This is a genomic window from Cupriavidus sp. P-10 (assembly GCF_003402535.2).
Taxonomy (GTDB): Bacteria; Pseudomonadota; Gammaproteobacteria; order Burkholderiales; family Burkholderiaceae; genus Cupriavidus.
In genome coordinates, this window is record NZ_AP025170.1 from 449172 (window position 1) to 461922 (window position 12751).

Consider the following 12751-nt stretch of genomic DNA (forward strand, 5'->3'; position numbering starts at 1 on the left):
GCGCGCAGATGCCGCTGGCTTTTGCCGGGCTGGTGGTGATCGCGGTGATGACGATGTTGATGTACGAGCGGTTCGCCGTGATCGAGAAGCGCATGACAGGCTGGGCCCACCGCGGCTGAGCGCCGCGCGCCGGGGCAGGTGACGCGCCCCGGCGTGCGGTGGATAATCCTGCGTCATGGAAATCAAATGGCTTGAAGACTTCGTCAGCCTGGCCGAGACGCACAGCTTCTCGCGCTCGGCCGAGCTGCGCCACGTGACGCAGCCCGCCTTCTCGCGGCGCATCCAGTCGCTGGAGGCGTGGGTCGGCACCGAGCTGATCGACCGCTCCAGCTATCCCACCAACCTGACGGCGGCCGGCAAGGTGTTCTACGAGCAGGCGCTGGCGATGCTGGCGCAGGTCAGCGAAACCCGCGCGCTGATGCGGGGACAACGGTCGGCCAACGCCCAGGTGCTGGAATTCGCGGTGCCGCATACGCTGTCGCTGACGTTCTTCCCGGAATGGCTCAAGGCGCTGGAGCGCAAGGTCGGCACGTTGCCGTGCCGGCTGCGTGCGCTCAACGTGCATGATGCGGTGCTGATGCTGGTCGAGGGCGGCTGCGACCTGGTGATGGTCTACCATCACGCGCGCCAGGCCATCCAGCTCGATCCGGCGCGGTACGACATGCTGGTGCTTGGTACCGAGCGGCTGTCGCCGTACAGCGTGCCGGACGCCGCCGGCAAGCCGCAGTTCCGGCTGCCCGGGACCGACAAGAAACCGGTGCCGTTCCTCAGCTATACCCCAAACGCCTTCCTCGGCCGCATGGTCGACATGTTGCTTTCCGATACCGCCGAAGCGCTCAAGCTCGACAAATGCTACGAGACCGACATGGCCGAAGCGCTCAAGGTCATGGCGCTGTCCGGCCACGGCATGGCGTTCCTGCCGGAGAGCGCGGTGCGCGAGGAGGTGGCGCAGGGCAAGCTGGTGCGGGCCGAGTCGGCGCGCGGGCTGCCGTTGTCGATCGACATGGAAATCCGCCTGTACCGCGAAAAGCCGGGGGAGAACGGCGGAGAGCGGCGCGGTGCCGGGGCACGGCGCAAGAGGCAACTGGTGGACCAGGTGTGGTCTACGTTGTCGGAAGCCTGACGCGCCCCGAAACACATCGTCGTTGACAAGTCACCTTCAAACGTTATGCATATCTTGCATAACCGGATGAACAAACGGCATTGGATTCCGACGGGCCGCCAAGCCTAAGCTTGCGGCCATCCTCCACCCCGGAACCAACCGATGTCCTCCGCAGCACCGACCAACACTGCCGGCCAAAAGCACGCACTCCCGTCCTACCTCAACGCCGACAATCTCGGCCCCTGGGGCATCTACCTGCAACAAGTCGATCGTGTCACGCCCTACCTGGGCTCGCTGGCACGCTGGGTTGAAACCCTGAAGCGCCCCAAGCGCGCGCTGGTCGTCGACGTACCCATCGAACTGGATAACGGCACCATCGCCCACTTCGAGGGCTACCGCGTGCAGCACAACCTGTCGCGCGGCCCGGGCAAGGGCGGCGTGCGTTTCCACCAGGACGTGACGCTGTCGGAAGTGATGGCGCTGTCGGCGTGGATGTCGGTGAAGAATGCCGCGGTGAACGTGCCCTACGGCGGTGCCAAGGGCGGCATCCGCGTCGACCCGCGCACGCTGTCGCACGCCGAGCTGGAGCGCCTGACACGCCGCTACACCAGCGAAATCAACATCATCATCGGACCGAGCAAGGACATCCCGGCGCCGGACGTCAACACCAACGCCCAGGTGATGGCATGGATGATGGACACCTACTCGATGAATTCGGGCAGCACCTCCACCGGCGTGGTGACCGGCAAGCCGATCTCGCTGGGTGGTTCTCTGGGCCGCCATGAAGCGACCGGCCGCGGCGTGTTCGTGGTGGGTTCGGAGGCTGCGCGCAATATCGGCCTGGAAATCAAGGGCGCGAGCGTCGCCGTGCAGGGCTTCGGCAACGTGGGCGCCGTCGCCGCCAAGCTGTTCCATGAGGCCGGCGCCAAGGTGGTGGCGGTGCAGGACCACCGCACCACGCTGTTCGACCCGGCCGGCCTGGATGTGCCGGCGATGATGGAATACGCCGCGCACAGCGGCACCATCGAAGGCTTCCGCGGCGAAGTCCTGCGCACCGAGCAGTTCTGGGAAGTCGATTGCGACATCCTGATCCCGGCCGCGCTGGAAAGCCAGATCACCGCCAAGAACGCACCGTTGATCAAGGCCCGCCTGGTGATCGAAGGCGCCAACGGCCCCACCACGCCGGAAGCGGATGACATCCTGCGCGAGCGCAATATCCTGGTGGCGCCGGACGTGATCGCCAACGCCGGCGGCGTGACCGTGTCCTACTTCGAATGGGTGCAGGATTTCTCGTCGTTCTTCTGGACCGAGGAGGAAATCAACCAGCGCCTGGTACGGATCATGCAAGAGGCGTTCCGCGCAATCTGGCAGGTGGCGCAGGAGAACAAGGTGACGCTGCGCACCGCGGCGTTTATCGTGGCCTGTTCGCGGATCCTGCAGGCGCGCGAAATGCGCGGCCTGTATCCCTGATCGCAGGGTACAGGCGGAACCGGAACGAGGCGCGTGGCACTGGCATGGTGCGATGCAGCAACCGATCCGGTTCCCAGGTTCTTGACCGCCAGACGCGGTCTTCAGCAAGCGCTGGAGACCGCGTTGTCGTATCCGGACGACGTGCAGGACGACGTGCGCATGGATTGCCCTGAATAAGGGTTCTAGGAGAAAACCCAGTTGTATTGCGACGGATGCTGCGCAATACTGTTTCACCAGAGGGGGTTTTGTCTCTAGAATCCCGCTTTCTCTTCTATGGTCAAGGAGATGTTATGAATTTTGCCAAGTTGGCTTCCCTGATGATTGCCGCCGGCGTAATGTGCGGAACGGCCCAGGCGGCTGAACAACTGACGGGCACGCTGAAGAAGATCAAAGACACAGGCGTGATTACGCTTGGCGTGCGCGAGTCGTCGATTCCGTTTAACTACAACCTGGGCGGCGTGCGCCAGGTCGGCTATTCCTACGACATCAATATGAAGATCGTGGAAGCCATCAAGGACCAGCTGAAGCTGCCGAACCTGCAGGTCAAGGAAATCCCGATCACCTCGCAGAACCGCATCACGCTGCTGCAGAACGGCACCATCGACATCGAGTGCGGCTCGACCACCAATAACCTGGAACGCCAGAAGCAAGTCGCCTTCACCAACTCCATCTTCATCATCGGCACGCGCATCATGGTGAAGAAGGACGCCGGCATCAAGGACTGGGCCGACCTGAAGGGCAAGAACGTCGTCACCACCGCCGGCACCACGTCGGAGCGCCTGCTGCGCAAGATGAACGACGACCAGAAGCTGGGCATGAACATCATCAGCACCAAGGACCATGGCCAGTCGTTCCTGACTCTGGAATCGGGCCGCGCGGTGGCGTTCATGATGGACGACGCGCTGCTGTACGGCGAGCGCGCCAAGGCCAAGAACCCGGCCGACTGGATCGTGGTGGGCAAGGCCCAGTCGCGCGAGTCGTATGGCTGCATGATCCGCAAGGACGATCCGCAGTTCAAGAAGCTGTCCGACACCGTGATCACCGGCATGATGAAGGACGGCGCGGTCAACACGCTGTACACCAAGTGGTTCATGCAACCGGTGCCGCCGAAGGGCCTCAACCTGGACTTCCCGCTGTCCGAAGACATGAAGACCCTGATCAAGGCGCCGAACGACAAGGCGCTGGACTGATCTGACCGGGACAGCAGTGCGAAACGGAAGGCATGTCCTTCCGTTTCTTTTTGAGGACGCAACATGAACTACAACTGGCATTGGGGAGTTTTCCTCGAACAGGCCGCCCAGAACGAGACCTACCTGGACTGGATGATCTCCGGCCTGAAGGTCACGCTCGCGCTGGGGCTTTCGTCCTGGGTCATTGCCCTGGTCATCGGGTCGGTGCTCGGCGTGCTGCGCACCGTGCCCAACAAGTGGCTGTCGGGTTTTGCCGCCACCTACGTCGAGATATTCCGCAACATCCCGCTGCTGGTGCAGCTGTTCATCTGGTATTTCGTCGCACCCGAGCTGCTGCCCGGCGGCGAGGCGATCAAGCAGATGAACCCGTTCGCGCAGCAGTTCCTGGCCGCGATGCTGTGCCTGGGCACTTTTACCGCCGCGCGGGTGTGCGAGCAGGTGCGCTCGGGTATCAACTCGCTGGCGCGCGGGCAGAAGAACGCGGGCCTGGCGATGGGCTTCACGCTGCCGCAGACGTACCGCCACGTACTGCTGCCGATGGCCTTCCGCGTGATCGTGCCGCCGCTGACCTCCGAATTCCTGAACATCTTCAAGAACTCGGCGGTAGCGTCGACCATCGGCCTGCTGGAACTGGCCGCGCAGGGCCGCCAGCTGGTGGACTACACCGCGCGTCCGTATGAATCGTTCATCGCGGTCACGCTGATGTACGCGCTGATCAACGTCACGGTGATGCTGCTGATGCGCTGGGTCGAGGCCCGCACGCGCGTGCCCGGCTTCATCGGCGGCAAGTAAGGGGGCGCCATGGCTTATTCCTTCGATTTCACCTCGATCAACCCCAGCACGCTGCACGTGCTGGGCGAGGGCATGATGGTCTCGCTCAAGATCACCGTCACCGCGGTGGTGGTCGGCATCATCTGGGGCACCATCCTGGCGATGATGCGGCTGTCGTCCTACAGGCTGCTGAACTGGTTTGCGCAGGGGTACGTGACCATCTTCCGCTCCATCCCGCTGGTGATGGTGCTGTTGTGGTTCTTCCTGATCATTCCGCAGGTGCTGCAGGGCATCTTCAACCTGTCGCCCGCGACCGACCTGCGCATGACGTCGGCGCTGGTGGCGTTCGCGCTGTTCGAGGCGGCGTACTACTCTGAGATCATCCGCGCGGGGATCCAGAGCGTGTCGCGCGGGCAGATGTTCGCGGCGCAGGCGCTGGGCATGACCTACGGGCAGTCGATGCGGCTGGTGATCCTGCCGCAGGCATTCCGCAACATGGTGCCGCTGCTGCTGACCCAGGGCATCATCCTGTTCCAGGATACGTCGCTGGTGTACGTGAGCGCGCTGGCTGACTTCTTCGGCCAGGCTTACGGCATCGGCGAGCGCGATGGGCGTATCGTCGAGATGCTGCTGTTCGCGGGCCTGGTGTACTTCATCATTTGTTTCTCCGCTTCGCTGCTGGTCAAGCGTTACCAGAAAAAGGTGGCTGTATGATCGAAATCAACAATGTTTCCAAGTGGTACGGCTCCTTCCAGGTGCTGACCGACTGCACCACCAAGGTTGCCAAGGGTGAAGTGGTGGTGGTGTGCGGCCCGTCGGGTTCGGGGAAATCCACGCTGATCAAGACCGTCAACGCGCTGGAGCCGTTTCAGAAGGGCGACATCCTGGTCGATGGCACCTCGGTGGGCAATCCCAAGACCAACCTGCCCAAGCTGCGTTCGCGCGTGGGCATGGTGTTCCAGAACTTCGAGCTGTTCCCGCACCTGTCGATCACCGAGAACCTGACCATCGCGCAGATGAAGGTGCTCGGCCGCTCGAAGGACGAGGCGATGGCGAAGGGCATGAAATACCTGGAGCGCGTGGGCCTGAAGAGCCAGGCGGAGAAGTACCCTGGCCAGCTTTCGGGCGGCCAGCAGCAGCGCGTGGCCATTGCGCGCGCGCTGTCCATGGATCCGATCTGCATGCTGTTCGACGAACCCACCTCGGCGCTGGACCCCGAGATGGTCAACGAAGTGCTGGACGTGATGGTGCAGCTGGCGCAGGAAGGCATGACCATGATGTGCGTGACCCATGAAATGGGTTTCGCGCGCAAGGTGGCCAACCGCGTGATCTTCATGGACCAGGGCAAGATCGTCGAGGATGCCGAAAAGGAAGAGTTCTTCGGCGATATCGAGCACCGCTCGGAGCGCGCCAGGCAGTTCCTGTCGAAGATCCTGCATCACTGAACGGACTGCCAGCCATAGGAAAAGGGACGCCTCGGCGTCCCTTTTCAGTTGTGCCTTCCGTTGTGCCAGGCTCAGGTACAGGCGTGCTCAGGTACAGGCGGTATTGGCCGCGTTCTTGGCCTGGACTTCGGGCGGGATCGGTACGGTCAGCGTCATCACCGGACGCCCGTGCTCGAACATGATCAGCTCGCCTGGGGCGAACTGGGTCCAGGTCTCGTTGTCAGTCAACGGGGCGGTGGCGATCACGGCAACGCGGTCGTCCGGCGTGGTCACCTGGGCGAAGTCGATCGACAGGTCCGCATCGATCAGGTGCGCGGTGGAAAACGGCCACTCCCGCACGATGTAGTACAGGCGAGTCGAGCAGTGGGCAAACAGGGCCTGGCCGTTGCTCAGCAGGAAATTGAACACGCCATGCAGCGTGATATCGCGCGTGATGTCGGCCAGCGCATGGCCCAGTTCATTCAGCGGCGGTTGCGAGCCCGGAAAGCGCTTGCGCAGGCCTTGCATCAGCGTGCAGAAGGCCAGTTCGCTGTCGGTATCGCCGACCGGCTGGTACACGCCCGACAGGAATGGCGAGAAATTCAGCAGGTCCCCGTTGTGGGCAAAGATCCAGTGGCGGCCCCACAGCTCGCGCATGAACGGGTGGCAGTTCTCCAGCAGCACGGTGCCCTGCGTCGCCTTGCGGATATGCGAGATGACGTTCTTGGACTTGATCGGGTAGCGCTTGATCAGGTCGGCCACCGGCGAGGTGCCGGCGGACTGGTTGTCGATGAACAGGCGGCAGGCCTTGTCCTCGAAGAAGGCGACACCGAAACCGTCGGCGTGGTGGTCGGTCACGCCGCCGCGGGCGGCGAAGCCGGTGAAGGAGAACGTCACGTCGGTCGGCGTGGCGCAGTTCATGCCTAGCAACTGGCACATATCGGGGCACCGGTCGGCAGCGGGCTGCCGCTTTGCAATAGAATGCAGACATTATCCCGCGCGCCCGGGCCGCTGCCAAGCAACCCGCGGGCGCTCCAGTGCGGTGCCACCGGTACCCCATACCTGCTAGCAATCCCGAGAACGATGAGCCAATACAAGATCGCCGTGATTCCCGGAGACGGAATCGGCACGGAAGTCATGCCCGAGGGCATACGCGTGATGGATGCCGCGGCGCGGCGCTTCGGCATCGACTTCCAGTGGGATCATTTCGATTTTTCCAGCTGCGACTACTACGCCCGCCACGGCAAGATGCTGCCTGACGACTGGTTCGACACACTGGTCAAGTACGACGCCATCTACTTCGGCGCGGTCGGCTGGCCCGATACGGTGCCCGACCACGTCTCGCTGTGGGGCTCGCTGCTGCAGTTCCGCCGTTCGTTCGACCAGTACGTCAACCTGCGCCCGGTGCGGCTGATGCCCGGCATCAAGAGCCCGCTGGCGGACCGCAAGCCCGGCGACATCGACTTCTACGTGGTGCGCGAGAACACCGAGGGCGAGTATTCCAGCATCGGTGGCCGCATGTTCCCCGGCACCGAGCGCGAGATCGTGGTGCAGGAAACGGTGATGAGCCGCACCGGCGTCGATCGCATCCTGAAGTTTGCCTTCGAGCTGGCCCAGAAGCGGCCCAAGAAGCACCTGACGTCGGCGACCAAGTCCAACGGGATTTCGATCACGATGCCGTACTGGGACGAACGGGTCGAAGCGATGGCCGCCAACTACCCCGGCCTGAAGGTCGACAAGTACCACATCGACATCCTGACTGCCCATTTCGTCCAGCATCCGGACTGGTTCGACGTGGTGGTTGCCAGCAACCTGTTTGGCGACATCCTGTCCGACCTGGGGCCGGCCTGCACCGGCACCATCGGCATCGCGCCGTCGGGCAATATCAATCCGGACCGCACCTTCCCCAGCCTGTTCGAACCGGTGCACGGATCGGCCCCGGATATCGCCGGGCGCGGCGTGGCCAACCCGATCGGCCAGATCTGGTGCGGCGCCATGATGCTGGAGCACCTGGGCCATGCCGAGGCCGGCGCGGCCGTGCTGGGCGCGATCGAAAAGGTGCTGGCCGCCGGGCCGGAGCATGCGCCGCTGACGCGCGATATCGGCGGCAAGGCCGGTACCGCAGACCTGGGCCGCGCCATCGCGGAGGCGCTGTGAGCGCCGCGTTCGCGGGGGACGCCCGCGCACTGCTGCTCGAGACCTTCCACGCCGCCGTGGCGGCGGCGGACCCGCTGCAGATCGTCGCGCAGCACCTGCCGCCGCCGCACGCCGGCGGCCGCACGCTGGTGGTGGGCGCGGGCAAGGCTGCCGCGTCGATGGCCGCGGCGGTCGAGCGCGCCTATGCCGGCAAGGCTACGCTCGAAGGGTTGGTGGTCACGCGCTACGCACACGGCATGCCGACCGACCATATCCGCGTGATCGAGGCCGGCCACCCGGTGCCGGACGAGTCCGGCGAGCAGGCTTCTGCCGGGATCCTGGCCGCGGTGCAGTCGCTGACACCGCAGGACCGGCTGCTGGTGCTGGTTTCGGGTGGCGGTTCGAGCCTGCTGTCGCTGCCGGCCGAGGGCATCCCGATGGCCGACCTGAAGGCGACCACAAAGGAATTGCTGCGCTGTGGCGCACCGATCACCGACATGAACATCGTGCGCAAGCATGTCTCGCGCATCCAGGGCGGGCGGCTGGCGCAGGCCAGCCAGGCGCCGGTGACCACTCTGATCGTCTCGGACGTGGCCGGCGACGACCCCAGCGCTATCGCCTCGGGCCCGACCGTGGCCGATCCCAGTACTTTCAACGACGCGCTCGAGATCCTGCGCCGCTATGGTGCACAGGTGCCGGCCAGCGTGCAGTCGCACCTGGAACGCGGCGCCCGCGGCGAGGTGCCGGAGACGCCCAAGCCCGGCGATCCCTTGTTCGACCGGGTCGACAACGTCATGATCGCCACCGCCCACGGCAGCCTCGAGGCCGCCGCCGCGCTGTTCCGCGAACGCGGCGTCACGCCGGTGGTGCTGGGCGACACGGTGACGGGTGAGGCGCGCGAAGTGGCGCGCGTCTACGCGGCGCTGGTGCGCGAAATTCGCGCGTACAATGCGCCGTTCGCCACGCCCGTGGCGCTGATCTCCGGAGGTGAGTGCACGGTCACTTTGCCGGCCGGCGGCGGTGCCAGCAAGGCGCGCGGCGGGCGCTGCTCGGAGTTTCTGCTGTCGCTGGCGGTCGAACTGGCAGGCATGCCCGGCGTGCACGCGATCGCGGCCGACACCGATGGCATCGACGGCTCGGAAGACAACGCCGGTGCGCTGGCCGATCCGACCACGCTGGCGCGCGCCGAAGCCGCCGGCCTGCCGGGCCAGCGCCAGCTCGACGCGCACGACGCCTGGGGCTTGTTCGGCGCCATCGGCGACCTGGTGGTCACCGGGCCCACGCGCACCAACGTGAACGATTACCGCGCCATCCTGATTCTCTGATTCTGAAATAGCGCCCGCCGCCGTCCCCCGCGGTGGGCCCAAGCAAGCCATGACCCAGAAGCTCACCATTACCCGCCCGGACGACTGGCACCTGCACCTGCGCGACGGCGCGGCGCTGGCCGCCGTGCTGCCCGACACCGCCCGCCAGTTCGCGCGCGCGATCATCATGCCGAACCTGAAGCCGCCCGTGACCACGGTGGCCCAGGCGCAGGCCTACCGCGCCCGCATCCTCGCGGCGCTGCCGGCCGGCATGCAGTTCGAGCCGCTGATGACGCTGTACCTGACCGATAACACCAGCGCCGAAGAGATCGTCGCGGCCAAGGCCAGCGGCTTCGTGCACGGCGTCAAGCTGTACCCGGCGGGCGCCACCACCAACAGCGACGCCGGCGTGACCGACATCCGCCGTTGCTACGCCGCGCTGGAAGCGATGCAGCGCGAAGGCCTGCCGCTGCTGGTGCACGGCGAAGTCACCGACCCGGCGATCGATATCTTCGACCGCGAGGCCGTGTTCATCGAGCAGGTGATGACACCGCTGCGCCGCGACATGCCTGAACTGAAAGTGGTGTTCGAACACATCACTACCAAGGATGCCGCCCAGTACGTGCTGGAAGCCAGCGGCCCGGTCGGCGCCACCATCACCGCCCACCACCTGCTGTACAACCGGAATGCGATCTTCACCGGCGGCATCCGCCCGCATTACTACTGCCTGCCGGTGCTCAAGCGCGAAACCCACCGCGAAGCGCTGGTCGCGGCCGCCACCTCCGGCAACCCGCGCTTCTTCCTGGGCACCGACAGCGCGCCGCACGCGCGCGGCCTGAAGGAACATGCCTGCGGCTGCGCCGGCTGCTACACCGCGCTGCATGCGATGGAGCTGTATGCCGAGGCCTTCGACGCCGCCGGTGCGCTGGACAAGCTGGAAGCCTTCGCCAGCTTCAACGGTCCGGCCTTCTACGGCCTGGCGCGCAACGCCGGCACGCTGACGCTGGAGCGTGAAGACTGGCAATTGCCGGCCGAACTGCCGTATGGCGACACCACGCTGGTTCCGCTGCGCGGCGGCGAAACGCTGCGCTGGAAGGCGCGCTGACCGCTTCGGCGTTGCAAGCCGAAGCAACCGCGGCGGGCGAATCCTTCGCCGCCGCGCTGGCCGGGATCGACTGGTCCCGGCCATGGTTCCAGCCCTTTGCCCCGCACGGCGCAGCGCTGGCGTCGGCAGTGCAGGGCGGTGCCGACCTGCGCGCGCTGCTCGATGCCCAGGCAAGCACGCTGGGCTTGCACAGCGCGCGCGGGGTGCCGCTGCGCTTTATCCCGCAGCAGGCCTTGCCCGAGGGCAGCGCCTATGAAGCGCACATCCACGCCACGGGCGAAGTCCCGACGCGCGACAACCTCCACGATTTCTTCAATGCGCTGGTATGGCTGCATTTCCCGCAAGCCAAGCGCGTGCTCAACCAGATCCAGGCCACGGTGATCGCGCGCGAGGGCGTGCAGACCACGCGCGGCGGCGTGCGTGACGCGGCCACGCTGTTTGACGAGAACGCGGTGCTGTTCCTGAGCGAGGGCGGCGAGCATGCCGACGCGCTGCGCGGGTTTGCCTGGCAGCGTCTTTTTGTCGCGCAACGCCACGCGTGGGGCACCGCGTGCAGGGTGGTGCCGTTCGGCCACGCGCTGCTGGAAAAGATGGTGCAGCCGTACAAGGCCGCGACCGCGCATGCCTGGATGCTGCCACTGGTGCCGGGCGACGCGCTGGATGGCGCGGTGGCGTCGTCGCTGGAAGAGGCCGCCGATACCGGCACGCTGCGCGGGGGTCGCTGCTTTGCGCCGCTGCCGGTCATGGGCATCCCCGGATGGTGTGCCGGCAACGCCTCGCCTGATTTCTATGCCGACACCACGGTGTTCCGGCCCGGGCGCATGCGGGACTTACGCCGGCAACCTGGCTGAATCGGTGTTAGACTGCGGCCCGCAAAGCAGGCCAGACAACCGCTGCCTGTACCGCAAGGTGCAGGGGGAGGAAAGTCCGGACTCCACAGGGCAGGGTGTTGGCTAACAGCCATCCACGGCAACGTGCGGAATAGGGCCACAGAGACGAGTCTTGCCGCCGGGTTCGCCTGGCGGGAAGGGTGAAACGCGGTAACCTCCACCTGGAGCAATCCCAAATAGGCAGGCGATGAAGCGGCCCGCTGAGTCTGCGGGTAGGGAGCTGGAGCCGGCTGGTAACAGTCGGCCTAGAGGAATGGTTGTCACGCGCCGCTGGCCGCAAGGCGGGCGGTGCGCACAGAATCCGGCTTATCGGCCTGCTTTGCTTCAGTCTTCGGCATGACCCGGCGCCTTCGCGGTCCGGGCCGGCCAACTTCCATCAGCCTTCGACGATTTCCATCGTGTGCGTGATCTCGGCCGTCTTGGCCAGCATGATCGACGCCGAGCAGTACTTTTCGTGCGACAGCTTAATCGCGCGCTCGACCGTGGCGGGGTTGAGATTCTTGCCGGTCACCACAAAATGGAAGTTGATGCGGGTGAAGACCTTGGGGTCTTCGCCGGCGCGATCGGCCTGCAGCTGGACGCTGCAGCCGCGCACGTCCTGGCGGCCGCGTTTCAGGATCAGCACCACGTCATAGGCGGTGCAGCCGCCGGTGCCGACCAGGACCATTTCCATCGGGCGGGGCGCAAGGTTATGGCCGCCGCCCTCGGGCGCGCCGTCCATCGCAACGATATGGCCGCTGCCGGTCTGGGCCACGAAGCTCATGCCGTCGGCGCCCATCCATGTTACTTTGCATTCCATTCTGTTCGTTCCTGTCGTTTGTGTTGTGAGATTGCGATCACTATCGCGTGATCTCGAATCTTGCAATTCTCAGTATATGGCATCGTCAAGTTCACGCCCGTGATGCCGATATCCCTGGGAAAGCTGAGGGTTTCCTCTAGTGTGACGGTTCTGTGACAACGGTTTTATGTGTATAAACCATTGTTTTAAAAGGAAAATATGGCGCAGAATGGAAGGGGCGTGTCATCCCGCCATATGAAATCGCATTTCGTACTACAAATTTCCCTTGCATCCGGGAAAACCCCATGTATAATTCCAATCATTGAACGACGGCGCTGACAGCGCGCCAGAGTGCGAAAGCGAAGCCTTCCGGATACGCCACCCGCACCGCCCGCAGTTTCCCCGTCGATCTCCAAGTGTCTCCTCCACCCTCCTCCTTTGGTGGATTCAAACCCAAGCTAAACCAGCTTGGGTTTTTTTTCGCCCCTGCGCGGAAGCGGTTCCGGTGGCCAGAGTGGCGTACGCTGCCCGGGCAGGCGATTTGTAGCAACGATCTTGACGAAAACCTCAGTCTTTGCTTG

At 64.8% G+C, this 12751-nt stretch carries 12 protein-coding genes, 1 other RNA gene and 1 pseudogene; 12 read left to right on the forward strand and 2 right to left on the reverse strand.

Going from position 1 to position 12751, the window contains the following annotated elements:
* Positions 1 to 5: 5 nt before the first annotated feature.
* The 7 genes and pseudogenes from CTP10_RS02085 to CTP10_RS02115 all read left to right on the forward strand — a co-directional run.
* Positions 6 to 119, forward strand: a pseudogene (locus CTP10_RS02085) (ABC transporter permease); the annotation flags it as partial.
* Between the two features lie 56 nt (positions 120 to 175).
* Positions 176 to 1123 (forward strand): LysR substrate-binding domain-containing protein, encoded by a 948-nt coding sequence (locus tag CTP10_RS02090; RefSeq protein WP_116317102.1) that lies wholly within the window; start codon positions 176 to 178, stop codon positions 1121 to 1123.
* A gap of 141 nt (positions 1124 to 1264) precedes the next feature.
* A complete protein-coding gene (locus CTP10_RS02095; RefSeq protein WP_116317103.1) occupies positions 1265 to 2572 on the forward strand; it encodes a Glu/Leu/Phe/Val family dehydrogenase in 1308 nt (435 codons plus the stop codon).
* A 290-nt stretch (positions 2573 to 2862) separates the two neighbouring features.
* Positions 2863 to 3762: a glutamate/aspartate ABC transporter substrate-binding protein gene (locus CTP10_RS02100; RefSeq protein ID WP_116317104.1), complete on the forward strand. Its 900-nt coding sequence runs from the start codon at positions 2863 to 2865 to the stop codon at positions 3760 to 3762.
* Positions 3763 to 3825: 63 nt separating this feature from the next.
* Positions 3826 to 4554 carry an amino acid ABC transporter permease gene (locus tag CTP10_RS02105; RefSeq protein ID WP_116317105.1) on the forward strand — a complete coding sequence of 243 codons (729 nt, stop codon included), beginning with the start codon at positions 3826 to 3828 and terminating at the stop codon, positions 4552 to 4554.
* A 9-nt stretch (positions 4555 to 4563) separates the two neighbouring features.
* On the forward strand, positions 4564 to 5247 hold the full coding sequence (gene gltK, locus CTP10_RS02110) for a glutamate/aspartate ABC transporter permease GltK (RefSeq protein WP_116317106.1): 684 nt from the start codon (positions 4564 to 4566) through the stop codon (positions 5245 to 5247).
* Positions 5244 to 5978 carry an amino acid ABC transporter ATP-binding protein gene (locus tag CTP10_RS02115; RefSeq protein WP_116317107.1) on the forward strand — a complete coding sequence of 245 codons (735 nt, stop codon included), beginning with the start codon at positions 5244 to 5246 and terminating at the stop codon, positions 5976 to 5978. The genes gltK and CTP10_RS02115 overlap by 4 nt, the downstream gene beginning before the upstream one ends.
* 87 nt (positions 5979 to 6065) lie before the next feature.
* On the opposite strand, the gene CTP10_RS02120 is transcribed toward CTP10_RS02115, so the two are convergent.
* Positions 6066 to 6896: a class II glutamine amidotransferase gene (locus CTP10_RS02120; RefSeq protein WP_029048545.1), complete on the reverse strand. Its 831-nt coding sequence runs from the start codon at positions 6894 to 6896 to the stop codon at positions 6066 to 6068.
* Positions 6897 to 7040: 144 nt separating this feature from the next.
* Between CTP10_RS02120 and CTP10_RS02125 the strand changes: the two genes are divergently transcribed.
* The 5 genes from CTP10_RS02125 to rnpB all read left to right on the forward strand — a co-directional run bounded on the left by CTP10_RS02125 (position 7041) and on the right by rnpB (position 11717).
* Positions 7041 to 8114, forward strand: coding sequence for a tartrate dehydrogenase (locus CTP10_RS02125; RefSeq protein WP_116317108.1), 1074 nt, complete (start codon positions 7041 to 7043; stop codon positions 8112 to 8114).
* Complete coding sequence (locus tag CTP10_RS02130) at positions 8111 to 9418, forward strand: glycerate kinase type-2 family protein (RefSeq protein ID WP_116317109.1); 1308 nt, start codon at positions 8111 to 8113, stop codon at positions 9416 to 9418. The genes CTP10_RS02125 and CTP10_RS02130 overlap by 4 nt, the downstream gene beginning before the upstream one ends.
* Positions 9419 to 9467: 49 nt before the next feature.
* Complete coding sequence (gene pyrC / locus CTP10_RS02135; protein ID WP_116317110.1) at positions 9468 to 10502, forward strand: dihydroorotase; 1035 nt, start codon at positions 9468 to 9470, stop codon at positions 10500 to 10502.
* Between the two features lie 11 nt (positions 10503 to 10513).
* Positions 10514 to 11353 carry a DUF3025 domain-containing protein gene (locus tag CTP10_RS02140; protein ID WP_116317111.1) on the forward strand — a complete coding sequence of 280 codons (840 nt, stop codon included), beginning with the start codon at positions 10514 to 10516 and terminating at the stop codon, positions 11351 to 11353.
* Positions 11354 to 11376: 23 nt separating this feature from the next.
* Positions 11377 to 11717, forward strand: an RNA gene (gene rnpB / locus CTP10_RS02145) — RNase P RNA component class A.
* A gap of 51 nt (positions 11718 to 11768) precedes the next feature.
* Here the strand turns inward: rnpB and CTP10_RS02150 are convergent.
* The gene (locus CTP10_RS02150) at positions 11769 to 12191 is read right to left on the reverse strand and encodes an OsmC family protein (RefSeq protein WP_116317112.1); all 423 of its coding nucleotides are present in this window, start codon (positions 12189 to 12191) and stop codon (positions 11769 to 11771) included.
* Positions 12192 to 12751: the final 560 nt, after the last annotated feature.

Coding starts and splice junctions, on each gene's coding strand:
- CTP10_RS02090 (WP_116317102.1), top strand. CDS start 176: ATGGAAATCAAATGGCTTGAAGACTTCGTCAGCCTGGCCGAGACGCAC.
- CTP10_RS02095 (WP_116317103.1), top strand. CDS start 1,265: ATGTCCTCCGCAGCACCGACCAACACTGCCGGCCAAAAGCACGCACTC.
- CTP10_RS02100 (WP_116317104.1), top strand. CDS start 2,863: ATGAATTTTGCCAAGTTGGCTTCCCTGATGATTGCCGCCGGCGTAATG.
- CTP10_RS02105 (WP_116317105.1), top strand. CDS start 3,826: ATGAACTACAACTGGCATTGGGGAGTTTTCCTCGAACAGGCCGCCCAG.
- gltK (WP_116317106.1), top strand. CDS start 4,564: ATGGCTTATTCCTTCGATTTCACCTCGATCAACCCCAGCACGCTGCAC.
- CTP10_RS02115 (WP_116317107.1), top strand. CDS start 5,244: ATGATCGAAATCAACAATGTTTCCAAGTGGTACGGCTCCTTCCAGGTG.
- CTP10_RS02120 (WP_029048545.1), bottom strand. CDS start 6,896: ATGTGCCAGTTGCTAGGCATGAACTGCGCCACGCCGACCGACGTGACG.
- CTP10_RS02125 (WP_116317108.1), top strand. CDS start 7,041: ATGAGCCAATACAAGATCGCCGTGATTCCCGGAGACGGAATCGGCACG.
- pyrC (WP_116317110.1), top strand. CDS start 9,468: ATGACCCAGAAGCTCACCATTACCCGCCCGGACGACTGGCACCTGCAC.
- CTP10_RS02150 (WP_116317112.1), bottom strand. CDS start 12,191: ATGGAATGCAAAGTAACATGGATGGGCGCCGACGGCATGAGCTTCGTG.